Here is a 22,707-nt window from a genome sequence, read left to right as displayed (position 1 = left end):
AGGCCGCATTCCGCGTCGGGCCTTGCAGCTACGACCCGCGGAACGGGGCCGCCCGCCATGTCTCGGTACTGCAGTGACGTTATTGTGGCTTGGACCCTGCGACTCAGACTTTGTCGCGCAGTTCCCGGCGCAAGATCTTGCCGACCGGGGTTTTCGGCAAGTCCGTGCGGAATTCAACCACCTTGGGCCGTTTATAGCCAGTCATGTTTGTCTCACAGTAGGCACGAACGTCGGCTTCGGTGACCGCCGGGTTGCTGCGCACGATGACCAGCTTGACCGCTTCACCCGCCTTGGCATCGGGCACCCCCACCGCGGCACACTCCAGGACGCCCGGCATCTGCGTGACCACGTCCTCGACCTCGTTCGGGTACACGTTGAAGCCGCTCACCAGGATCATGTCCTTCTTGCGGTCGACGATCTTGAAGTGGCCCTGGGCGTCCACGGTGCCCACGTCGCCCGTGCGGAAGAAGCCGTCGGCGGTCATGACCTTCGCGGTTTCGTCAGGGCGTTGCCAGTAGCCAGCCATGACCTGCGGGCCACGCACGGCGATCTCGCCCGGCGTGCCCTGAGGCACTTCGTTGCCGTCGTCGTCGAGCAGCGCGATGTCGGTGTCGGGCAGCGGGAAACCGATGTCACCGCTGTAGGCGGTGCTGTCGACCGCATTGCAGCTCACCGTGGGCGACGTTTCCGAGAGCCCGTAGCCTTCGACGATGGGGCAGCCGGTCTTCTCGAGCCACAGCTTCGCGGTGGCGCTCTGCACCGCCATGCCGCCGCCGACCGAGATCACGAGGTTGCTCCAGTCCACCGTGTTGAACTGCGGGTGGTTGGCCATGGCACCGAACAGCGTGTTCACGGCCGGGAAGCTGTGGAACTTGATGCCCTTGAGTTCCTTGAACAGCGCGGGCAGGTCACGCGGGTTGGGGATCAGCACGTTGCAACCGCCGGTGCGCATGCCCAGCATGATGTTCGCGGTGAAACCGAAGATGTGATAGATCGGCAATGCGCAGACGGTGACCACCTGCTCGCCCGCCGGCACCTTGCGCAGCGCGGGCTGGTACCAGGCCTCGGACTGCAGCGTGTTGGCCACCAGGTTGCGGTGCAGCAGCACGGCGCCCTTGCTGACGCCGGTGGTGCCGCCGGTGTACTGCAGCACGGCGATGTCGTCCGGGCCCACGGCCGGCGCACGCAGCGTGCCGTTGCGGCCCTGTGCCAGCGCGTCGTTGAACTTGACGGCGCCGGGCAGCTCGTAGGCCGGCACCATCTTCTTCACGTTGCGAACGACATAGTTGACGATGAACGACATCGGGAACCCGAGCAGGTCACCCAACGAGGCCAGGATCACCTTCTTGGTGGGCACGTTGGCCGCCACCTGCTGCAGCGTGGCCGCGAAGTTCTCGAGGATCACGATGCCCTTTGCGCCCGAATCCTTCAGCTGGTGTTCGAGTTCGCGCGGGGTGTAGAGCGGGTTCACGTTCACCAGCACGCAGCCGGCACGCAGGATGCCGGCGAGCGCCACCGGGTACTGGGGCACGTTGGGCATCATCACCGCCACGCGGTCGCCCTTCACGAAACCCTGCGCCTGCAGGTACGCGGCAAACGCACGCGACTGGTCATCGATCTGGGCGAAGCTGACCGACTTGCGCATGAAGCGGTAGGCGGGGCGGTCGCGGTGCTTCTTGAAGCTCTCGTCCAGCAACGCCACCAGCGAGCTGTATTGCCCGGCATCGATGTGCTGCACCACCCCGCTCGGATAGTGCTTCAACCAGGTCTTTTCCATTGGTTCACCCCTCTGCTTGCATTCACGATTCTGGTCAGAAAACCGCGCCACCGTTCCCCGGGTTTTCATCCCGGCGGACAGGGCGCCCTCCCCGGCTATTGGATCTACTCGATGGCCTTGACCATGTCTTCGACGACCTTCTTGGCGTCGCCGAACACCATCATCGTCTTGTCCATGTAGAACAGCTCGTTGTCGAGGCCGGCATAACCGGCGGCCATCGACCGCTTGTTGACGATGACGGTCTTGGCCTTGTAGGCCTCCAGAATGGGCATGCCGTAGATGGGGCTGCCCTTGGTGAGCGCGGCGGGGTTCACCACGTCGTTGGCTCCGAGAATGATGGCGACATCGGCCTGGCCGAATTCGCCGTTGATGTCTTCCATCTCGAACACCTGGTCGTAAGGCACCTCGGCCTCCGCGAGCAGCACGTTCATGTGACCCGGCATGCGGCCGGCCACCGGGTGGATGGCGTACTTGACGGTCACGCCGTGCTCCACGAGCTTGGCGGCGAGCTCCTTCACGGCGTGCTGCGCGCGCGCCACGGCCAGGCCGTAGCCCGGCACGATCACCACCGTCTCGGCATTGCCGAGCACGAAGGCGGCGTCGTCGGCGCTGCCGCTCTTGACCGCCCGCTGCACCGCGCCACCCACCGCGGCGGTGGTGGCTTCACCGCCGAACCCGCCGAGGATCACGTTGAAGAACGAGCGGTTCATCGCCTTGCACATGATGTAGCTCAGGATCGCGCCGGACGAGCCGACCAGCGAACCCGCGATGATCAACATGCTGTTGTTCAGCGAGAAGCCGATGCCGGCCGCGGCCCAGCCGGAGTAGCTGTTGAGCATGGACACCACCACCGGCATGTCGGCCCCGCCGATGGGGATGATGATCAGCACGCCCAGCACGAACGCGATGGCGAGCAGGCCCACGAAGTCGATGTTGGCCTGGCTCACGGTGTAGCCCACCACGAAGAACACGAGGCCGAGGCCCAGCGCCAGGTTCAGCAGGTGCTGGCCCTTGAAGGACACCGGGGCGCCCTGGAACAGCCGGAACTTGTACTTGCCCGACAGCTTGCCGAACGCGATCACCGAGCCGCTGAACGTGATGGCACCGATGGCCGCGCCCAGCGCCAGTTCGAGCCGGTTGCCGAGCGGGATCGGGTCGCCCTTGCCTGCGATGTGGAAGGCCCAGGGCTCCACCGCCGCGGCCACCGCGATGAACACGGCCGCCAGGCCGATCATGCTGTGCATGAAGGCCACGAGTTCCGGCATCTTGGTCATCTCGACGCGCCTGGCCATCACCGTGCCCAGCGTGCCGCCGGCCAGCAGGCCCAGCAGCACCCAGGCGAGGCCGGCCACCGGCGAGTTGCCCAGGTCGCCCGCGATCTTCCAGATCAGCGCCCCGGTGGTCACCACCGCGATGGCCATGCCGAGCATGCCGAACAGGTTGCCGCGGATCGACGTGGTGGGGTGGCTCAGGCCTTTCAGCGCCTGGATGAAGAAGACGCTGGCAATCAGGTAAAGCAGCGTGACGAGGTTCATGCTCATTTCGCTTCGCCTTCCTTGGCCGGGGCCTTCTTTTCCTTTTTCCTGAACATCTCCAGCATGCGCCGGGTGACCAGGAACCCGCCGAACACGTTGACCGCGGCCAAGGCCACGGCGAGCACGCCCATCGACTTGCCGAGGTAGGTCTCGGTCAGTGCCGCCGCGAGCATCGCGCCGACGATCACGATCGCCGAGATGGCGTTCGTGACCGCCATCAGCGGTGTGTGCAGCGCGGGTGTCACCGTCCACACCACGTGGTAACCCACGTAGATGGCCAGAACGAAGATGATGAGGTTGATGATGGTCGGCGAGATGGTGTCCATCCGACGTGCTCCTGGTTGAAGATCAGAACTTGCGGATTTCCTTGATGACGTTCTGCTCGTCGAGCAGGATCACCTTCGGCTTGTAGGTCGCGGCCACGTCTTCGGACATCGTGGCGTAGGTGCAGATGATCAGCAGGTCGCCCACCTGGGCGCGGCGCGCGGCGGCACCATTCAACGAGATGACGCCGGAACCCGGCGGCGCCTTGATGATGTAGGTGGAGAACCGTTCCCCGTTGTTGATGTTGTAGAGCTCGATGCGCTCGAACTCCTTCATGTCGGCCGCCTCCAGCAGCGTGCTGTCGATGCCGCAGGACCCCTCGTAATGCAGGTCGGCTTCGGTGACGGTGGCGCGGTGCAGCTTGGCCCGCAACATGACTCGGTTACTCATGACACTCTCGATGGACTGACAGACAAGACAACAACGGGATTCGGGAACTCAGGCGCGCTTGACCTCGCCGCCATGCGTCATCAGGCAGGCGGCCACGATGTCATCGTCGAGCGGCACGTTGAACGTCCCTTCCTTCGTGAAGACGAGCTTCAGGAAGTCGAGCACATTGCGCGCGTACAGCGCGCTGGCATCGGCCGCCACGAGTGCAGGCAGGTTCGTCTCGCCCACGAGCGTGACACCGTGCCTGATGACGGTGCGGTTGGCTTCGGTCAGCGGACAGTTGCCGCCCTGTGCCGCGGCGAGGTCCACGATCACCGAACCCGGCTTCATCGCACGCACCATCTCTTCCGTCACGAGCACCGGCGCCGCACGGCCCGGGATCAGCGCGGTGGTGATGACGATGTCGGCAGCGGCCACGCGCTTGGCGACCTCGGCCTTCTGGCGGTCGAGCCAGCTCTGCGGCATGGGCTTCGCGTAACCGCCCACGCCTTCCGCGGCTTCCTTCTCTTCCGGCGTGTCGTACGACACGTCGATGAACTTCGCGCCGAGCGATTCGACCTGTTCCTTCACCGACGGCCGCACGTCGCTCGCCTCGATGACGGCGCCCAGGCGCTTGGCGGTGGCGATGGCCTGCAGGCCCGCCACCCCCACGCCGAGGATCACGACCCGCGCGGCCTTCACGGTGCCTGCCGCGGTCATCAGCATCGGGAAGAAGCGCTGGTACTTGTCGGCGGCGATCATCACGGCCTTGTAGCCGGCGATGTTGGCCTGCGAGCTGAGCACGTCCATGCTTTGCGCACGGGTGGTGCGCGGCGCGGCTTCGAGCGCGAAGCTCGTGATGCCGGCGCCGGCCATGCGCGAGAGGTTGTCGCGGTCGAACGGGTTCAGCATGCCGACGAGGTTGGCACCCCGTTCCATCAGGCTCAGTTCGGAGTCGAGCGGGGCACGCACCTTCAACACCAGCTCGGCCCCGAAGGCGCCGGCCTGGTCGGTGATCTCGGCACCCGCGGCCACGTACGCTTCGTCCGGAACACTGGCGGCAACCCCTGCGCCGGACTGCACCTTGATCGTGTGCCCTTGGGCCTTCAGCTTCTTTGCAGTTTCGGGCGTGACGGCGACACGCGCTTCCCCAGCCGCCGTTTCGAGCGGAACCCCAATCAACATGAAAGCCTCCTCAGGCACAGGTGAACCGGAACTTTCACCCAACTTACAAAGACGAACGGGCCGCAAGCGTAACCCATCGGAGTGACCAAGGGTTAACCCGAGGAGCCGTTCCCCCTAGGATGCGGTCCATGAATGAACGATGGAAACCGAGCGTCACGGTCGCCGCCGTGATCGAGCGCGATGGCCGATTCCTGCTGGTCGAAGAGCACACACCCGAGGGCCTTCGCCTCAACAATCCCGCGGGTCATCTCGAGCCCGGCGAGTCGCCTGAACAAGGGGTCATCCGCGAGGCCCTCGAAGAAACTGCACGCACGTTCGTGCCGGACCGTTTGCTGGGGCTGTACCTGTCGCGGTTCCAGCGGCTGGCCACCGGCGAGGACGTGACCTACCTGCGCATCGCGTACGGCGGCACGGCCGGTGAGACCGATTCCACGCGCTCGCTCGACGACGGCATCGAACGCACGGTGTGGATGACCCTCGACGAGGTGCGTGCGAGCCGCGATCGCCACCGCAGCGGGCTCGTGCTGCGGTGCATCGAGGATTTCGCGGCGGGGCGGCGGTTCCCGCTCGACACGGTGTTTGCCGATCAGAGTCTCTTCGATCCCGAGCTCAAGTAGCCCCTCGCCCGCGGGCCCGGGCCGGGTTGCCTAAAATCGCGGCATGGCAAAACAACGTGTGGTCGTGGGATTGAGCGGGGGCGTGGATTCGGCCGTCAGTGCGCACCTGCTGAAAGAGCAGGGCCACGAGGTCGTCGGCATCTTCATGAAAAACTGGGAGGACGACGACGACAGCGAGTACTGCTCGTCGCGCCAGGATTTCCTCGACGCCGCGAGCGTCGCCGATGTGCTGGGCATCGAGATCGAACACGTCAACTTCGCCGCCGACTACAAGGACCGGGTGTTCGCCGACTTCCTGCGCGAGTACCAGGCCGGCCGCACGCCGAACCCCGACGTGTTGTGCAACGCCGAGATCAAGTTCAAGGCCTTCCTCGACCACGCGATGCGCCTCGGTGCCGGCAAGATCGCCACCGGGCACTACGCCCGCGTGCGCGAGGTGGACGGGCAGTTCCAGCTGCTCAAGGGCCTCGACCCGCTGAAGGACCAGAGCTACTTCCTGCACCGCCTGAACCAGGCCCAGCTGTCGAAGACGCTGTTCCCGGTGGGCGAACTGCCAAAGACCGAGGTGCGGCGCATCGCCGCCGAGATCGGCCTGCCCAATGCCAAGAAGAAGGATTCCACCGGCATCTGCTTCATCGGTGAGCGGCCCTTCCGCGAGTTCCTGAACCGCTACCTCGCGAACCAGCCCGGGCCCATCAAGGACGACCACGGCCGCACCATCGGCGAACACGTGGGCCTGAGCTTCTACACGCTGGGCCAGCGCAAGGGCATCGGCATCGGCGGCCTGAAGGAACGCGAGGCCGCGCCGTGGTTCGTGGCCCGCAAGGACATGGCCGCCAACACGCTGTACGCGGTGCAAGGGCACGACCACCCGTGGCTGCTGTCACACCGGCTGTCGGCCGACGACACGAGCTGGGTGGCCGGCCACGCGCCGCGCAGCGCCACGCTGGCCGCGAAGACGCGGTACCGCCAGGCCGATTCGGCGTGTGCGCTGACCGAACCCGACGGCGCATCGTTCGCGCTGCAGTTCGACGAGGCCCAGTGGGCGGTCACGCCCGGGCAATCCGCCGTGGTGTACGACGGCGAGGTGTGCCTGGGGGGTGGGGTGATCGCGAGCGCTCCGGCGACGTAGGCTGCGCTTCACGGCTGGTCGTCGCGGCGGGGGCCGGGATCTCCGGCATCTCGCTGAACCACGGCTGTTCCCGGCCACCGGTCGAGATCCCGGCCTGCGCCGGGATGACCGTTTTCAGCGGGGTTTCGCCAGGTCCATCGTCCAGTACGTGCGGTACGTGGCCGTCGCCGAGCCCTTCGAGCAGCTCAGCCCGATGTGCGTGTACGACTTGTTCATCAGGTTCGCGCAGTGCCCGGCGCTTTTCTGCCAGCCGGACATCACCGAGGCCATCGTGGTGGGGCCCGCCGCGATGTTTTCGCCCGCGGCACTCCAGGTGTAGCCGGCGTTGGTGATGCGCTGGGCGAACGTGCGGCCGTCCTTGCTCGTGTGCGAGAAGTAGTTGTTCGTGGCCATGTCGAGCGAATGGCCATAGGCCGCCTGCGCGAGCTTGTCGTTCCACACGAGCGCCGGCGCGGCCGGGTAGGTGGTGGTGCCGCAGGTGCGGGCCTGCGCCCGGAACGCGTTGACCAGCGCCAGCGTGTCGGGCACGAAGTTGGTGACGCTGCAGTTGCCGGTGTAAGCCGAGGTGACGGCGAGCACCTCGTTGGTGGGCGCCTCGGTGGCAGTGCCGGTGCCGGTGTCGGGGTTGTCGGCCGCGGCCGGGGTGGCCGCGGCGCTGGCCACGTCGTTGTCGGGGGTGTCGTCGCCACCGCCGCCACAGGCGGCAAGGGTGGCACAGACGGCGAGGAGGGCCGCGAGGCGGCGGGGGGCGATCGGGTATTGCATCCGGTCAGGCTACAGGCGCACGGCGTCCAAAGGGGTTTCGGGATGTCACATGGCGTGAGCGGGTGTGGCGGCAACCGTGATGTCCGTCACACGACCGTGCGGCATCGTTCAAGCCCCGCCGTTCCCGGGCCGATACCCTGCTGAGCGGGCCACGAGCCTGTGCCCGGCGCCCACGCGCCTCGTTCCCGGGTTCTTCCGATGGTTGCGACTCCTTCCAATTCATGCCGCTTGATGTGCCTGGCCCTGCTGGTGCCGGGCGCCGCGTGGGCTGCCGACCTGCCGGATTCCGTGCGCATCGCTGCCACGGCCGCACCATGAACCGGCTCACCACCGCCCTCGCCCTGCTGAAGTGCTGGTCACGCCGCTCGCTCGGCGTGCGCATCGTGCTGCTCTTCCTCGGGCTGCTGCTTGGGGTGCAGGCGTTGAGTTTCTTCGCGATCCGCGCGACGATCGACCGCAACGCCCGCGCCTCGATCGCCGAGTCGCTGGAGTCCGGCGACCACCTGCTGCAGCGGCTCCTCGAACAGAACGCGCAGAAGCTGACCCAGGGCGCGAGCCTCCTGGCGGCTGACTACGGCTTCCGATCGGCCCTCGACGGCAACGACACCGAAACCATCGCGTCGGTGCTGGCGAACCATGGCGACCGCATCGGTGCCACCGTCTCGGCGCTGCTCGACACCCGCTTCGCGCTGCGTGCCGCGGCCCAGCCGGGCCTGGAGGAACTCCAGCCCGCGTTCTACCGGCTTGCCGACCGGGCCTCGTCCGCCAAGACGGCCAGCGAGATCGTCATGCTGGGCCGGCGCCCGTTCCAGCTGGTGCTCGTGCCGATGCGTGCGCCGGTGGTGGTGGGCTGGGTGCTGATGGGGTTCCCGATCGACCGCCCGCTGGTCGACGACATGCGCGACCTGTCGTCGCTGCACGTGAGCCTTCAGGTGCGCGACGGGGCCGCCGCCCGCTGGGTCACCGCCGTTTCGACGCTGCCCGCCTCGTCCCTGCCATTGCTGGAGAGCCGGGATACCCCCGCCTCGCTGGAACTCGCCGACGGCGAGTACAGCACCCGCCGCGTGCCACTCGCCGTGGAACATGCGAACGAGGTCTCGGCCTTGCTGATGCGATCGGTGGACGAGGCCGTGGCCCCGTACCGCCAGCTGCAGCTGGGCCTGGCCGCGCTGACACTGCTCGGGGTCGTGGTGTTCGGTGTCAGCAGCGTGCTGACCGCCCGGCGCGTGACGAACCCCATCCGGCGGTTGGCCGCGGCCGCCGAGCGGTTGGGCGCCGGCGACTACACCACCCCGCTCAGCGGCCAGCACCGGGCCGACGAGATCGGTGAACTGGCGCAGTCGTTCGAGCGCATGCGCATCAGCATCGCCGACCAGCAGCAGGAGATCCTCAAGCTCGCCTACTGGGACACGCTGACCGGCCTGCCCAACCGCGTGCAGTTCCGCAACGCCGTGACGGCGGCCACCGAGGCGGCGCGTCTCGTGAACCGCTCGGTGGCCGTGGTGATGCTGGACCTCGACCGGTTCAAGCACGTCAACGACGTGCTCGGCTACGAAGTGGGTGACCTGATGCTCAAGGCCGTCGCCGACCGCCTCAGCCAGCAGGCCGTGCGCGGCGGCGACCTCGTGGCGCGCCTCGACGGCGACGAGTTCGCCGTGCTGCTGGCCGACCTCGACCCCGCCAGCGACGAGGCCCTCGCGAAGGCCGTGGCGCAGCGCATCAACCACGCGTTCGACCGCAGCCTGATGCTGTCGGACCAGGCCGTCGACATCAACGCCAGCATCGGCATCGCGCTGTGGCCCCACCATGCCGACGACACCGACACGCTGTTGAGCCGCGCCGAGGTGGCGATGTACACCAGCAAGCGCCGCCACGACGGCCCGAACGTCTACGACGCGAAGCTCGACGCGGCCAGCAGCCAGACGCTGTCGCTGCTGACCGAGCTGCGCCACGCCGTGGACCACGGTGAACTGCGCCTGTACCTGCAGCCCAAGCTCGGCCTCGAGACCGCCCGCGTCGTGGGTGCCGAAGCGCTGATGCGCTGGCAACACCCGCAGCGTGGCCTCTTGCCGCCGATGGAGTTCATCCCGTTCGCGGAACAGACCGGGTTCGTGCGGGTGCTGACGATGTGGATCTTCGAGGAGGCGGCGCGCCAGTGGAAGGTCCTGCAGGAAAGCGGACTGCAACTGACCTTGTCGGTGAACCTGTCCACGCGCGACCTGCTCGACCAGGAGCTGCCGCAGAAGTTCGATGCGCTGCTGATGCGCCACCAGGTGCCGGCCGAAGCCTTCTGCCTCGAGATCACCGAAAGCGCGATCATGGACGACCCCGAACGCGCGCTCGGCACGCTCGAACGCCTCCACGCGCTCGGGTTCCGCCTGTCGATCGACGACTTCGGCACCGGGTATTCGTCGCTCGCGTACCTGAAGCGGCTGCCGGTCGACGAACTGAAGATCGACAAGTCGTTCGTGCTCAGCATGGAACGCGACCTCGACGATGCCCGCATCGTGCGGTCCACCATCGACCTCGCCCACGGGCTCGGCCTGTCCGTGGTGGCCGAGGGCGTGGAAAACGCGCAGTCGTGGGAGCTGCTGCGGGCGCTGCGGTGCGACGAGGCCCAGGGTTTCCACATGAGCCGCCCGCTGCCGGCCGACGAGTTCCTGCGTTGGTCCATGCTCTGGACGGCCCGGCATGCGCAACCGGCCCTGCCCAGCGGCATCGGCGGCGCACGGTCCATCACGTTGCACTGAGGACCCACGCGGCGCCCACAACTGCTACGCTGTGCGGATGCCGCTCCGCCCGCCGCTGTCGCCACTGTTGCCGCTGCTGTCCGCCCTGGCGCTCGGGGGGCTTGCCGCCCCCGGAGCCGCCGCCGCGCCCAAGTTCGAGGATTCCATCGCCCAGCGGGTGATGGCGTGCTCCGGTTGCCACGGCGCGCAAGGCCGCGCAGGCCCCGACGGTTTCTACCCGCGCATTGCCGGCAAGCCGGCCGGCTACCTCTACAACCAGCTGCTGAACTTCCGCGACGGGCGCCGCCAGTACCCCCTGATGACCCACCTCGTGGCGCCGCTCACCGACGCCTACCTGCTCGAGATGGCCAACCACTTCTCGGCGCTCGAACTGCCCTACCCCGCCCCGTCCGCCAACCCACCGCCCGACCTGGCCGCGCGGGGCGAGGTGCTCGTGCACAAGGGCGACCCGGCCCGTGGTGTGCCCGCCTGTGTCAGCTGCCACGGCACGCAGATGACCGGCGTGGCTCCCGCCATCCCGGGGCTGCTGGGCCTGCCGCGTGACTACCTCAACGGCCAGTTTGGCGCCTGGCGCACCGGCAAGCGCCGCGCGCACCAGCCCGATTGCATGCGCGAGGTGGCCGTGCGGCTCGACCTCGCCGACATCAACGCCGTGTCCACGTGGCTCGCCGCGCAACCGGTGCCGGTGCCCGCGAAGGCCGCCAGCGCGCTTCCCGGCCCGTTGCCGATGCCGTGCGGCGGGGTCACCGAAGGAGTGACGCGATGATGCGGCACGTGGGCCGTGTGCTGGCCGCGCTGGGCCTCCTGGCGGTGGCCGCGCTGGTGGTGCTCGACTTCCGCAGCAACGAGGCCATCCCCGCCGACGCGGTGCCCACCGACGGCACGGCCGAGCAGGTCAAGCGCGGCCTGTACCTCGCCACCGTGGGCAACTGCCTGGGCTGCCACACCGCCCCGGGCGGTGTGCCCTATGCGGGCGGGCGGGCCATCGACACCCCGTTCGGCGCCATCTACACATCGAACCTGACCCCCGACGACACCACCGGCATCGGCACCTGGTCGTCCGCCCACCTGTGGCGTGCGCTGCACCATGGCCGCTCGAAGGACGGCCGACGGCTGTTCCCGGCGTTCCCGTACCCGAACTACACGCACGTGACCCGCGAGGACTCGGACGCCATCTACGCCTACCTGCGGTCGCTGCCGCCGGTGCGCCAGCCCAACGCGGCGCACACGGTGGGGTTCCCGTACGACACGCAGGTGGCGCTGGCCGTCTGGCGGGCGCTGTTCTTCTCGCCGGGGGGCGACGTGGCCAACCCGTCGCAGAGCGCCGAATGGAACCGGGGCGCCTACCTCGTGCAGGGCCTCGGGCACTGCAACGCGTGCCACTCCGCGCGCAACCTGCTGGGGGGCTCCAGCGGCGTGCTCGACCTGAGCGGCGGCCTGATCCCGATGCAGAACTGGTATGCCCCATCGCTCACGTCACCCGACGAAGCCGGCGTGGCCACCTGGGACACCCGCGACGTGGTGGCGCTGCTGCGCGACGGGGTGTCGACCCACGCGTCGGTGCTGGGCCCCATGGCCGAGGTGGTGCAGAGCAGCACGCAGCACCTGAACGCGGCCGACCTGCAGGCCATGGCCGTCTACCTGAAGGCGCTGCCGCAGCAGGCCGCACGCGAGATCGACCCCGCGGCCTCGCAACCGCCGCGCGGCGAAACCCTGGGCTCGCGCCTGTACGGCCAGCACTGCGCGCAGTGCCATGGTGACAAGGGTGAAGGCGTGCCGGGGGCCTACCCGGCACTCGCGGGCAACCGCGCCGTCACCATGGACCCACCCGCCAACCTCGTGCGCGTGGTGCTGCTGGGCGGCTTCGCCCCGTCCACCGCCGGCAACCCGCGCCCGTTCGGCATGCCGCCGTTTGCCACCACGCTGAGCGAGGAAGACGTCGCCGCGGTACTGACCCACCTCCGCAAGAGCTGGGGCAACCAGGGCAGCGTGGTGTCGGCGCTCGAGGTGCATCGGTACCGCACGCAGGACTAGGGCTGCCCCAGGTAGAGGTAGACCGATTGGCGGCCGTCGCCGGTATGGCCGAGGCCCGCGTAGACCGGGCCGAGCGGCGTGTCGAGCGACAGGTACAGCGAGTAGCCCTGGCGCGTCACCGCACCACTGTTGCGCGACACCCGGTCGCCGATGCGGCCGGCTTCCGCCGACGCCCCGAAAAACGCACCATCGAGCAGGCCGGGGACCGAGAGCCGGTAGTTGTAGATCAGCCGGCCGAACGCCAGCTCGCGGCCCAGGAACTCGCCGGTCTTGTAGCCGGACAGGCGCAGGAATCCACCAAGGCTGTACAGCTCATGCACCGGCAGGTCGCCGTCGGACACCGACTTCGCGCCGCGCAGGCCCGCCTGCATCGAATGGCGGCCCCAGGCACGGGCCCCGTTGAGCGTGCCCGACAGCTTCGTGTACGTGTCGTCGGCACCCAGCTCGGGCCGCGAGGCGAACACCCGGAACTCACCGGCGTAGCCGCGGGTCGGGAACCGCAGGTTGTCGAGGGTGTCGTAGCGCAGCCGGGTCAGGACACCGCCGGTCTGCGCATTCGGCTGGATCAGCGAGCCGGCCACCGCGCTGGTGTCCGTCAACATGCGCACGCGGCCCCGCACGAGGCCCACGCGCAGCTCGCCTCCCCGGCCGATGGGGGTGCCGACGTCGAGGCCCGCGCCCAGGTAGCCGCGCCGGAACCGCGCGATGCGGTCGCCTTCCTCGTACACGTCGAACGGTTCGCGCATCCCCTCGACACGCGCCGCGACAAAGAGGCGCTGGGCCGGGGTCAGCGGCTGGTACCACTCGGACGCGATGCTGTCGGTGTGGCCGATCTGCACGTCGTTGCGCCACTCGCCCCCGAGCTGGTTGAGCCATGTGGCCCGGTGGGTGGCGGCGAGGTTGAAGACGGCGCTGCCTTCGAGGTCGGTCGACAGGCCGAGACCGAACCGCAGGTAATTCGGGCCCCAGGACTTCTCGGACACCTCGGCCGTCATCACGCGGCCCACGGTTGGCTCCTCGGTGATGGTGTACGCGACCCGTTCGAAGTCGCCCCGCGCGTAGATGCGCTTGATGTCGCCATCGGCCCGCACGGTGTCGAACGGCTCGCCCACCTTCGACTTCATCGCCGCCATCACCACCTCGGGGTTCACCCGCTCGGTGCCCTTGACCCGGATGGCGTCGATGGGCCGCCTCGAGGTGTCCTCGGCCACCACCGTGCCGGCGCGCCATGCCGCATAGCGGTCGGGGGCGACGGCGTAGCGCGAGAGGGCACCCGCGGCCTCGCGCGCCGCCTTTTCGCCGGCCAGGGCGGCCTCGCCGAGCCGGTCGAAGTCGCCGGTGGTGACGGTGCCGAGGTCGGGCGTGAGCAACACGTCGCCGGGGCGCATTTCCCGGATGGACGCGGCAACGTTGGAGTTCGTCAGGATGCGTGTCATCTGGTCCGACACGGAGAGCAGTGAACGGATCTCCTCCCGCTTGAGCAGCGGTGTGCCGATGTTGACCGCGATGATCACGTCGGCCCCGAGCGCGCGGGCCACGTCCACGGGGAGGTTGCGGCTCGGGCCGCCGTCCACGAGCAAGCGGCCGTCGAGCTCGACCGGGTCCACCACCGCGGGAATGGCCATGCTGGCGCGGACCGCGATGGCCAGGTTGCCGTGGCCCAGCACCACCATCTCCGACGTGGTGAGGTCGGTGGCCACCGCACGGAACGGGATGGGCAGGCGGTCGAAGTCCTCGACACGCTGGCGGTGCGTGAGGCGGCGCAGCACGGCTTCCATCGACACCCCGGCCACGGCCCCCTTGGGCAGCGCGATGCCGCGGGCCTGGATGCCCATCTCCGGGCCGATGTAGTTGATGTTGTCGTGGATCTTGGTGCGAAGGGGCACCTCGGCGCGTTCGATGTCGCGGAACAGCATCGCGGTGTTGAGCCCGCCCATCTCACGCTCGATCTCGGTGAGCGACATGCCGGTGGCATACGCCGCACCCACGATGGACCCCGCGCTGGTGCCCACGATCACGTCGACCGGCACGTGCAGTTCCTCGAGCGCCTTGAGCACACCGATGTGGGCCCCGCCCCGGGCGCCACCGCCGGACAAGACGAGGCCGACCTTGGGGCGGACGTCCTGGGCCATTGCAGGCGCAACAAGCCACACGGCGCATGCCACGGCGGCCGCGCGGATCGACAACCCCATCTCGAATCTCCCTGTCTTGCTCTTGTTATCCGGGCAAGGCCGGCACCGCGCCTTTCCCCGCGCCCTTCCCTGCCACTTTCTCCGCGTCGTTGCCCGGCGCATCCCTCGCGCCGTCCTGGCACACCCAATCGCACTGCGCTGCACTGAGCCGCGTGCACAACTGCATGCCTGCGTGGTGCTCGAAGATTTCAGCGACCCACTCGACGAACACCCGCACCTTCGGCGACAGGTGGCGGTTCGAAGGGTAAACCACGTGGAAGGGCGTGGGGTCGGAGAGCCATTCGCCGAGCACCAGTTCGAGCGCACCACACTCGAGGTACTGGTTGAAGATGTAGGTGGGCAGGCGCCCCACGCCAAGGCCGGCCAGGCAGGCGTCGACGTACGCGTTGGTGTCGTTCAAGGTCAGCGGGCTGCCCACCGGCAGCGACACCCGCTGGCCGTCGCGGGAGAAGTCCCAGTCGTACAGGTGGCCGTTTCGCTGCGAGAAGTAGTTCAGGCAGACGTGGCTCTTCAGGTCGTGCGGGTGCCTGGGGCGGCCGTGTTTCGCCAGGTACGACGTGGTGGCGCACGTGACGATGTGCATCGTGCCCACGCGCCGGGCGATCATCGACTGGTCCTCGATCTCGCCACCGCGCAGCGCGCAATCGACCCCGTCGCTCAGCAGGTTCAGCGGGCCGTCGCTGCAGCCCAGTTCGAGCTGGATGTCGGGGTAGCGCTCGAAAAACGTGTGCAACGACGGGATCAGCAGCCGGCTCGCCACCGCGGAGGCCACGTCCACCCGCAGCCGCCCGCGCGGGTTGGCCTGGCGCGACGAGAAGGATTCCTCGGCGTCGCGCAGGTCTTCCAGGATGCGCACGCAGCGCTCGTAGTACGCGGCGCCGTCTGCGGTGACCGAGACACGGCGGGTGGTTCGGTGCAGCAGCCGCACCTTCAGGTGCGCCTCCAGCTCGGCCACGCTGGCGGACAGGGTGGCCTTGGGCGTGCCCAGCAGTTCGGCCGCCCGGGTGAACCCACCGGTGTCGACCACGCCCACAAAGGCACGCATGGCCTTGATCGTGTCCATTGTCTTGAATCCTGAACAGTCATTCCGAGATTTCGTAGTTTATCTCGTGTTCAACGACAAATACAGTTCGTGCTGCGCTGCACAAGGTCGCGGCGCATCGATTTTGCCCAGATTCACCCGGTGCTTACCAGCAGTTTCATGAACAGCCCTTCACATCCCGAGGCCGTACCGGACGACACGTTCGAATGGCCAGGCGCCAGCGGCATGCTGACGCTGCGCCTCTACACGGCGGGTCCTCGCAAGTCCGAGGCCTTGCTCGTCTTTTTCCCGCCGGGCGGCTTTGTCATGGCGGACCTGGACGCGGCCGACAGCTGCCTGAAGTCGCTCGCCCAGGAGTGCCAGGTGACGATCCTTGCGCCCAGCTACGCGGTGGCACCCGAGCACCCGTTCCCGGCTGCCATCGAGGACACCCACGCGGTGCTGAAGATGGCCGCCGCCCGCGGCAGCCGCCTGCGCGGCTGGACCGGACGGCACCTGATCGTCGCGGGCATCGAGGCCGGTGGCAACCTGGCGGCGGTGTCGACGCTGATGTCGCGCGACCGGCTGGGCCCGAAGGTGGCCGGCCAGGTGCTGCTGATGCCGATGCTCGACCCGAGCATGCGCGAGTCGCGGTCGTCGCCGTTCGAGCCCGTGGTGCGCGCCCGGGAGGCCCAGGCCTTCAGCGACGCTTTCCGCGACTACCTGCCCCGGGCGGCCGACCGGGTGCACCCGTACGCCTGCCCTCTTGAATCGAGCCGCATGGCCGGCCTGCCGCCGGCCCTGATCGTCTACGCGGAGGGTGACGCGCTGACCGCGGGCGCCCGCACCTATGCCGACAAGCTCGAGCGCGCCGGCGTGCCGGTGCAGCGCACCGCATTGCCCGCCAGCGAACTGGCCGGCGTCGACGAACGCTGCGAAGCCGCCGGCAGCGACGCCTGCCGCGACGCCATCAAGGCGTTCCTCGCCCCTTTCGTTCAACCCGCCAAACCCCACCCATCGAAGTCCGTTGCATCCGTCCTTCTTTCAAAAGACCCCGAGGTTCCCCATGACTGACCGCCCGCTTTCCCTTACCCTGACCACCACCACCCTCGCCCTCGCATCGGCCGGCCTGCTCGCACTCTCGGGGTGCTCGAAGGGGATCGACGCGCAGGCGCAAGGCGCGGCACCACCGCCGCCCCCTGTCAGCGTTGCCGCCGTGGTGACGAAACAGGTGACGGAACACAACGAGTTTTCCGGCCGCATCGAGGCGGTGGAATCGGCCGAGATCCGCGCCCGCGTGCGGGGCACGGTCGAGGCCATCCACTTCAAACCCGGCTCGATGGTGAAAAAGGGCGACCTGCTCTTCACGATCGACCCGCGTGCCTACCAAGCCGAAATGCTGCGCGGTGAAGCCGCCGCCGCCGGCTCGGCTGCACGGGCCGAACTGGCCCGCACGGAACTCGAACGGTCCAAGCGCCTGCTGGCCGACAACGCCATCGCCCAGCGCGACTTCGACGAACGCGCCGCCAACGCGCGCCAGCTCGACGCCGCCGCCCGGGCCGATCTGGCTGCCGTGTCCAGCGCCAAGCTCAACGTCGAGTACTCGGCGGTGCGGGCGCCGTTCAGCGGCCGCATCGGCAAGGCCGAAGTCACCATCGGCAACCTGGTCGACGGCAACGTCGTGCTGACGTCGGTGGTGTCGGTGGACCCCGTGTACGTGAGCTTCGACGGTGACGAAACCACGTACCTCGCGCTGGGCCCCGCCGCGCGCGGTGGTGCGTCGGCCGTCAAGGTGCACCTGGGCCTTGCGAACGAGACCGGCTTCCCGCGCGAAGGCCGCCTCGACTTCGTCGACAACCGCATCGACCCCACGTCGAGCAGCGTGCGCATGCGCGCCATCGTCGACAACAAGAACGGCACGCTGACGCCGGGCCTCTTCGCCCGCGTGCAGATCGGCGCCGAGGCCAACAGCACGTCGTCGGTCCTGATCCAGGACGCCGCCGTGGGCACCGACCAGAACCGCAAGTACGTCTACGTGCTCGGCGAAGGCAACAAGGCCGAGTACCGCGTGGTGGAGCTGGGCCAGTCGATCGACGGCCTGCGCGTGGCCCGTTCCGGCCTGAAACCCGGCGAGCGCATCGTCGTCAACGGCCTGCAGCGCGTGCGCCCCGGCGCCCCGGTGACCCCGCAGGACGTGCCGATGGCGGCCACCGCGGCGTCCGGCGTGGCCGTGGCATCCGCGAAGTAAAGAACAGAAAGAAGACCCTCCATGAACGTCTCACGCTTTTTCGTGGACAGGCCGATCTTCGCGGCCGTGCTGTCCATCGTCATCTTCCTCGGCGGGCTGCTCGCCATCTTCAAGCTGCCGATCTCGGAGTACCCCGAGGTGGTGCCCCCGTCCGTGGTGGTGAGCACCCGGTTCCCGGGCGCGAACCCCACGGTGATCGCCCAGACGGTGGCCGCGCCACTCGAGGAAGCCATCAACGGTGTCGAGGACATGCTCTACATGTCCTCGCAGGCCACCGGCGACGGCGGCATGAACCTGACCGTCACGTTCAAGGTCGGCACCAACGTCGAGCAGGCTGAAACGCAGGTGCAGAACCGCGTGCAGCGTGCGCTGCCGCGCCTGCCGGAAGAAGTGCGCCAGGTCGGTGTCACCACCGTCAAGAGCTCGCCGAACATCACGATGGTGGTCCACCTGCTGTCGCCCAACTCCACGTACGACGAGGTGTACCTCCGCAACTACGTGGTGCTCAACATCCGTGACCGCATGACCCGCGTCCAGGGCATGGGCCAGGTGCAGATCTTCGGTGCCGGCGACTACTCGATGCGCGTGTGGCTCGACCCGCAGAAGGTCGCCGCACGCGGCCTGACCGCCCCCGACGTGGTGGCTGCCATCCGCGAGCAGAACGTGCAGGTGGCCGCCGGTGTGGTGGGCGCCGCGCCCGCGAAGGACGCGCCATTCCAGCTGTCCGTGAACGCCCAAGGCCGCCTCAGCACCGAACAGGAGTTCGGCGACATCATCATCAAGTCCGGTGGCGAGACCGGCGCCGTGGTGCGCCTGCGCGACGTGGCCCGCATCGAACTGGGCGCGCAGGTCTACTCGCTGCGCTCGCTGCTCGACAACAAGCCCGCCGTCGCGATGGGCCTGTTCCAGGCACCGCAGTCGAACGCGCTGCAGCTGTCCACCGACGTGCGCACGCTGATGGACGAGCTCAAGAAGGACTTCCCGAAGGACGTCGACTACGCCATCGTCTACGACCCCACGCAGTTCGTGCGTGACTCCATCAAGGCCGTCGTGATGACGCTGCTCGAAGCCGTGGCGCTGGTGGTGATCGTCGTGATCGTGTTCCTGCAGACCTGGCGCGCCTCCATCATTCCGCTGCTGGCCGTGCCGGTGTCGGTGGTGGGCACGTTCGGGCTGATGCTCGCGTTCGGTTTCTCGATCAACACGCTCTCGCTGTTCGGGCTGGTGCTCGCCATCGGCATCGTGGTGGACGACGCGATCGTGGTGGTGGAAAACGTCGAACGGAACATCGCGAACGGGCTGAGTCCGCGTGACGCCACCGTGCAGGCGATGAAGGAAGTGTCCGGCCCCATCATCGCCATCGCGCTCGTGCTGTGCGCCGTGTTCGTGCCCATCGCGTTCGTGTCCGGCCTGACGGGCCAGTTCTACCGCCAGTTCGCGCTGACCATCGCCATCTCCACGGTGATCTCGGCGTTCAACTCGCTGACGCTGTCGCCGGCCCTGGCTGCCGCGCTGCTCAAGCCCCACGGTGCCCCGAAGGACCGCCTGTCGCGTGCGATGGACTGGGCGTTCGGTGGTTTCTTCAAGCGCTTCAACCGCTTCTTCGACCGTTCGTCGAACAGCTACCAGCGTGGCGTGGGCAAGGTGCTCACGCACAAGACGGCCACGATCGGCGTGTACCTCGTGCTGGTGGTGCTCGCGGCGGTGATGTTCCGCATCGTGCCGTCGGGCTTCGTGCCGGCGCAGGACAAGCAGTACCTCGTGGGATTCGCCCAGCTGCCCGATGCCGCGTCGCTCGACCGCACGGAAAGCGTGATCCGCCGCATGACGGACGTGGCCCAGTCGGTGCCCGGCGTGAAGAGCGCGGTGGCGTTCCCGGGTCTGTCGATCCACGGCTTCATGAACGCGCCGAACTCCGGCATCGTGTTCTACACCCTCGACGATTTCTCCAAGCGCAAGGGCCCCGGCCTGAGCAGCGGCGAGATCGCGGGTGAGGTGAACAAGCGCCTCGGCGCCATCCAGGACGCGTTCATCATGGTGTTCCCGCCGCCGCCGGTGGACGGGCTCGGCACCATCGGCGGGTTCAAGATGTACATCGAGGACCGCGGCAACCTGGGCCAGGACGAACTGTTCAAGGCAGTGCAGGCGCTGCAGATGAAGGCCTGGCAGACGCCGCAGCTCGCGGGCGTGTTCTCGGGCTACCAGATCAACGTGCCGCAACTCGACGCCAAGGTCGACCGCACGAAGGCCAAGCAGCTCGGCGTGCCGCTGTCGGACATCTTCGACACGATGCAGATCAACCTCGGTTCGCTGTACGTGAACGACTTCAACAAGTTCGGCCGCACCTACCAGGTGATCACGCAGGCCGACGCTGCGTTCCGTTCCGACGCCTCGTCGATCGGCCAGTTCAAGGTGCGCACGGCCAGCAACGAGATGGTGCCGCTGGGCAGCCTGATGAACATCACCAGCAGCTACGGCCCTGACCGCGTGGAGCGCTACAACTCGTTCATGGCGGCCGACTTCAACGGCGGCGCTGCCCCGGGCGTGTCGTCGGGCCAGGCCCAGGCCATCATGGAACAGCTCGCCCGTGACACGCTGCCGCGTGGCATCAACTTCGAGTGGACCGACCTGACGTACCAGGAGATCCTGGCCGGCAACACCATGGTGCTCGTGTTCCCGCTGTGCGTGCTGCTCGTGTTCCTGGTGCTCGCCGCCCAGTACGAAAGCTGGACGCTGCCGCTCGCGGTGATCCTGATCGTGCCGGCATCCATCCTGTTCGCCTTGCTCGGTGTGTACCTGACGAAGGGAGACAACAACATCTTCACGCAGATCGCGCTGTTCGTGCTGGTGGGGCTGTCCGCGAAAAACGCGATCCTGATCGTGGAGTTCGCCCGTGACCTGGAACACCAGGGCAAGGGCATCGTCGAAGCCGCGCTCGAGGCCTGCCACCTGCGCCTGCGCCCCATCCTGATGACGTCGTTCGCGTTCATCATGGGTGTGCTGCCGCTGGTGTTCTCGTCGGGTGCCGGTTCGGAGATGCGCCATGCCATGGGCGTGGCCGTGTTCGCCGGGATGCTCGGTGTGACGCTGTTCGGTCTGTTCCTGACCCCGGTGTTCTATGTGCTGCTGCGCAAGCTGGCGGTGCGCCTCGACCGCGGCCGTGCGCCGGCTGGTTCGGGCGCATCCCACGTGATCGAGGCCTGAGGAGCCTGATGATGACCCTGAAACTTTCTGCCCTTGCCGCCGCCCTCGTGCTGGCTGGCTGCTCGCTCGCCCCGTCGGTGCCCGCGCCCGACATGGGCATCACCCCGGCCTTCAAGGAGAACCAGATCCCCGAGCTGCCCGGCACGCAGGGCACGTGGAAGCCGGCCGTGCCGTCGGAAGCCGTGGCCCGAGGGGCCTGGTGGACGAGCTTTGGCGACACGCAACTCGATGAACTCGAGGAACGTGCCGCCCAGGCCAACCCCACGCTCGCGTCGGCCGCGGCCCGCGTGAAGGCCGCGCGCAGCACGCTGCGCAGCGCACAGGCCGACCGCCTGCCGCAGGTGACTGCCTCGGCGGGTGGCTCCCGTTCGCGCCAGGCGCCGGCCGAAGCCGGCTTCGCCGACGGCACGCCCATGTCCGCCGGCAACCTGGCCCGTGCGGGCCTGGGCGCCACCTACGAGGTGGACCTGTTCCGCCGTGTCGGCAACACCGTGACCGCCGCCCGCGCCGACGCAGGGCGTGTCGAGGCCGACTACCGTTCCGTGCTGCTCGCACTGCAGGGTGACGTGGCCCAGACCTACTTTGCCATCCGCACGGCCGACGCCGAACTCGCGCAGATCGACTCCACGGTCAAGCTGCGCGACGAAAACGCGCGCCTGATCGACAAACGCTTCCAGGCCGGTGACGTGGCCGAGATCGACGTGGCCCGTTCACGCACCGAACTCGCCACGGTGCAGGCCGAGGCCGCCGCGCTGCGCGGCGATCGCGCCAGGCTCGAACACGCACTCGCGCTGCTGCTCGGCGAAGCCCCGGCGAACTTCCGGTTCGAGGTGGCGCCGCTCACCGACACGGTGCAGGTGCCGGTGGTGCCGCCCGGTTTGCCGTCGGCCTTGCTCGAGCGGCGCCCGGACGTGGCCGCGGCGCAGCTGTCCATGCAGGCGGCCACCGCCCGCGTGGGCGCCACGAAGGCGGCCATCTTCCCGGCCCTCGCGCTGACGGCCAACGCCGGCTACGCGTCGGCCGAGCTGGAGAACCTCTTCAAGTGGGATGCCCGCAGCTGGCTGGTGAGCGCCGTGTTCTCGCTGCCCATCATCGACGGCGGCCGCAACAAGGCCGCGGTGAGCCGCGCCGAGGCCCAGCTCGAAGGGGCCGTGGCCGACTACCGGCAATCGGTGCTGCAGGCGTTTGCCGACGTCGAGGGCAGCCTCTCCGGGCTGCGCAGCGTGCGCGAACGTGTGGCCTACACCGACACCGCCGTGGGGTCGGCCCGCCGCGCCGCGGCGCTGGCCGACAAGCGCTACCGCGCTGGCGAGGACAGCTACTTCCAGCTGATGGACGCGCAGCGCAACCTGCTCACGATCGAGCGGCAGGCCGTTCAGTTGCGGGGCTTGTGGGCCACCAACACGGTGGGGCTCATCCGGTCGCTGGGGGGCGGCTGGCAGGCGCCGTGAACCCTGATAGGGGTAGGGAATGGCATCAGCCATCCCCTCCCTCCGAACTGTACGTGCGGTTCTCCCGCATACAGCTCTCCAGTCGGTGGTTACTTCATCGAGA

Annotated in this window: 17 protein-coding genes; 9 read left to right on the top strand and 8 right to left on the bottom strand. The window is 68.3% G+C overall.

Annotation, left to right across the window (positions count from 1 at the left end; all coding sequences use genetic code 11):
* Nucleotides 1-103 precede the first annotated feature (103 nt).
* The 5 genes from ASC87_RS18515 to ASC87_RS18495 form a co-directional block, all read right to left on the bottom strand.
* Nucleotides 104-1,777, bottom strand: coding sequence for a long-chain-fatty-acid--CoA ligase (locus tag ASC87_RS18515; RefSeq protein ID WP_056665384.1), 1,674 nt, complete (start codon nucleotides 1,775-1,777; stop codon nucleotides 104-106).
* Between the two features lie 104 nt (nucleotides 1,778-1,881).
* A complete protein-coding gene (locus ASC87_RS18510; protein ID WP_056665381.1) occupies nucleotides 1,882-3,318 on the bottom strand; it encodes an NAD(P)(+) transhydrogenase (Re/Si-specific) subunit beta in 1,437 nt (478 codons plus the stop codon).
* Nucleotides 3,315-3,638: an NAD(P) transhydrogenase subunit alpha gene (locus tag ASC87_RS18505; RefSeq protein ID WP_056665378.1), complete on the bottom strand. Its 324-nt coding sequence runs from the start codon at nucleotides 3,636-3,638 to the stop codon at nucleotides 3,315-3,317. Before ASC87_RS18505 ends, ASC87_RS18510 begins: the two co-directional genes overlap by 4 nt.
* Nucleotides 3,639-3,660: 22 nt before the next feature.
* On the bottom strand, nucleotides 3,661-4,026 hold the full coding sequence (gene panD, locus ASC87_RS18500; protein WP_056665374.1) for an aspartate 1-decarboxylase: 366 nt from the start codon (nucleotides 4,024-4,026) through the stop codon (nucleotides 3,661-3,663).
* Nucleotides 4,027-4,074: 48 nt separating this feature from the next.
* On the bottom strand, nucleotides 4,075-5,190 hold the full coding sequence (locus tag ASC87_RS18495; RefSeq protein ID WP_056665371.1) for a Re/Si-specific NAD(P)(+) transhydrogenase subunit alpha: 1,116 nt from the start codon (nucleotides 5,188-5,190) through the stop codon (nucleotides 4,075-4,077).
* A 128-nt stretch (nucleotides 5,191-5,318) separates the two neighbouring features.
* Between ASC87_RS18495 and ASC87_RS18490 the strand changes: the two genes are divergently transcribed.
* Both ASC87_RS18490 and mnmA read left to right on the top strand, forming a co-directional pair.
* Complete coding sequence (locus ASC87_RS18490; RefSeq protein WP_056665368.1) at nucleotides 5,319-5,807, top strand: NUDIX hydrolase; 489 nt, start codon at nucleotides 5,319-5,321, stop codon at nucleotides 5,805-5,807.
* 43 nt (nucleotides 5,808-5,850) lie between these two features.
* Nucleotides 5,851-6,939 (top strand): tRNA 2-thiouridine(34) synthase MnmA, encoded by a 1,089-nt coding sequence (gene mnmA, locus ASC87_RS18485; protein WP_056665366.1) that lies wholly within the window; start codon nucleotides 5,851-5,853, stop codon nucleotides 6,937-6,939.
* A gap of 114 nt (nucleotides 6,940-7,053) precedes the next feature.
* On the opposite strand, the gene ASC87_RS30810 is transcribed toward mnmA, so the two are convergent.
* Nucleotides 7,054-7,704: a CAP domain-containing protein gene (locus tag ASC87_RS30810; protein ID WP_082568735.1), complete on the bottom strand. Its 651-nt coding sequence runs from the start codon at nucleotides 7,702-7,704 to the stop codon at nucleotides 7,054-7,056.
* A 314-nt stretch (nucleotides 7,705-8,018) separates the two neighbouring features.
* On the opposite strand from ASC87_RS30810, the gene ASC87_RS18475 reads away from it, so the two are divergent.
* Genes ASC87_RS18475 through ASC87_RS18465 form a run of 3 tightly spaced genes read left to right on the top strand, consistent with a single transcriptional unit; the run spans nucleotide 8,019 to nucleotide 12,488 of the window.
* Nucleotides 8,019-10,454 carry a bifunctional diguanylate cyclase/phosphodiesterase gene (locus ASC87_RS18475; RefSeq protein ID WP_082568734.1) on the top strand — a complete coding sequence of 812 codons (2,436 nt, stop codon included), beginning with the start codon at nucleotides 8,019-8,021 and terminating at the stop codon, nucleotides 10,452-10,454.
* Nucleotides 10,455-10,491: 37 nt separating this feature from the next.
* Nucleotides 10,492-11,220: a cytochrome C gene (locus ASC87_RS18470; protein ID WP_157604123.1), complete on the top strand. Its 729-nt coding sequence runs from the start codon at nucleotides 10,492-10,494 to the stop codon at nucleotides 11,218-11,220.
* Nucleotides 11,220-12,488, top strand: coding sequence for a cytochrome c (locus ASC87_RS18465; protein WP_082568743.1), 1,269 nt, complete (start codon nucleotides 11,220-11,222; stop codon nucleotides 12,486-12,488). Before ASC87_RS18470 ends, ASC87_RS18465 begins: the two co-directional genes overlap by 1 nt.
* On the opposite strand, the gene ASC87_RS18460 is transcribed toward ASC87_RS18465, so the two are convergent.
* Nucleotides 12,485-14,680, bottom strand: a complete 2,196-nt coding sequence (locus tag ASC87_RS18460) for a patatin-like phospholipase family protein (RefSeq protein ID WP_056665360.1) — start codon at nucleotides 14,678-14,680, stop codon at nucleotides 12,485-12,487. The genes ASC87_RS18465 and ASC87_RS18460 overlap by 4 nt on opposite strands.
* A 25-nt stretch (nucleotides 14,681-14,705) precedes the next feature.
* Nucleotides 14,706-15,743: a LysR family transcriptional regulator gene (locus ASC87_RS18455; protein WP_082568733.1), complete on the bottom strand. Its 1,038-nt coding sequence runs from the start codon at nucleotides 15,741-15,743 to the stop codon at nucleotides 14,706-14,708.
* A gap of 138 nt (nucleotides 15,744-15,881) precedes the next feature.
* On the opposite strand from ASC87_RS18455, the gene ASC87_RS18450 reads away from it, so the two are divergent.
* From ASC87_RS18450 to ASC87_RS18435, 4 genes are read left to right on the top strand one after another with little or no spacing between them, the layout of a single operon-like run.
* Nucleotides 15,882-16,775 carry an alpha/beta hydrolase gene (locus ASC87_RS18450; RefSeq protein ID WP_056665356.1) on the top strand — a complete coding sequence of 298 codons (894 nt, stop codon included), beginning with the start codon at nucleotides 15,882-15,884 and terminating at the stop codon, nucleotides 16,773-16,775.
* Nucleotides 16,768-17,949, top strand: a complete 1,182-nt coding sequence (locus tag ASC87_RS18445; RefSeq protein WP_056665353.1) for an efflux RND transporter periplasmic adaptor subunit — start codon at nucleotides 16,768-16,770, stop codon at nucleotides 17,947-17,949. The genes ASC87_RS18450 and ASC87_RS18445 overlap by 8 nt, the downstream gene beginning before the upstream one ends.
* Before the next feature lie 21 nt (nucleotides 17,950-17,970).
* On the top strand, nucleotides 17,971-21,153 hold the full coding sequence (locus ASC87_RS18440) for an efflux RND transporter permease subunit (RefSeq protein WP_056665351.1): 3,183 nt from the start codon (nucleotides 17,971-17,973) through the stop codon (nucleotides 21,151-21,153).
* 11 nt (nucleotides 21,154-21,164) lie between these two features.
* Entirely contained in the window at nucleotides 21,165-22,604 is a 1,440-nt protein-coding gene (locus ASC87_RS18435) for an efflux transporter outer membrane subunit (protein ID WP_235582206.1), read from the top strand.
* The last annotated feature ends 103 nt before the right edge of the window (nucleotides 22,605-22,707 follow it).

Source organism: Rhizobacter sp. Root1221, assembly GCF_001425785.1.
Classification (GTDB): domain Bacteria; phylum Pseudomonadota; class Gammaproteobacteria; order Burkholderiales; family Burkholderiaceae_C; genus Rhizobacter.
Note: the sequence above shows the minus strand (reverse complement) of the source record. Positions and strands in the feature narration are given on the sequence as shown.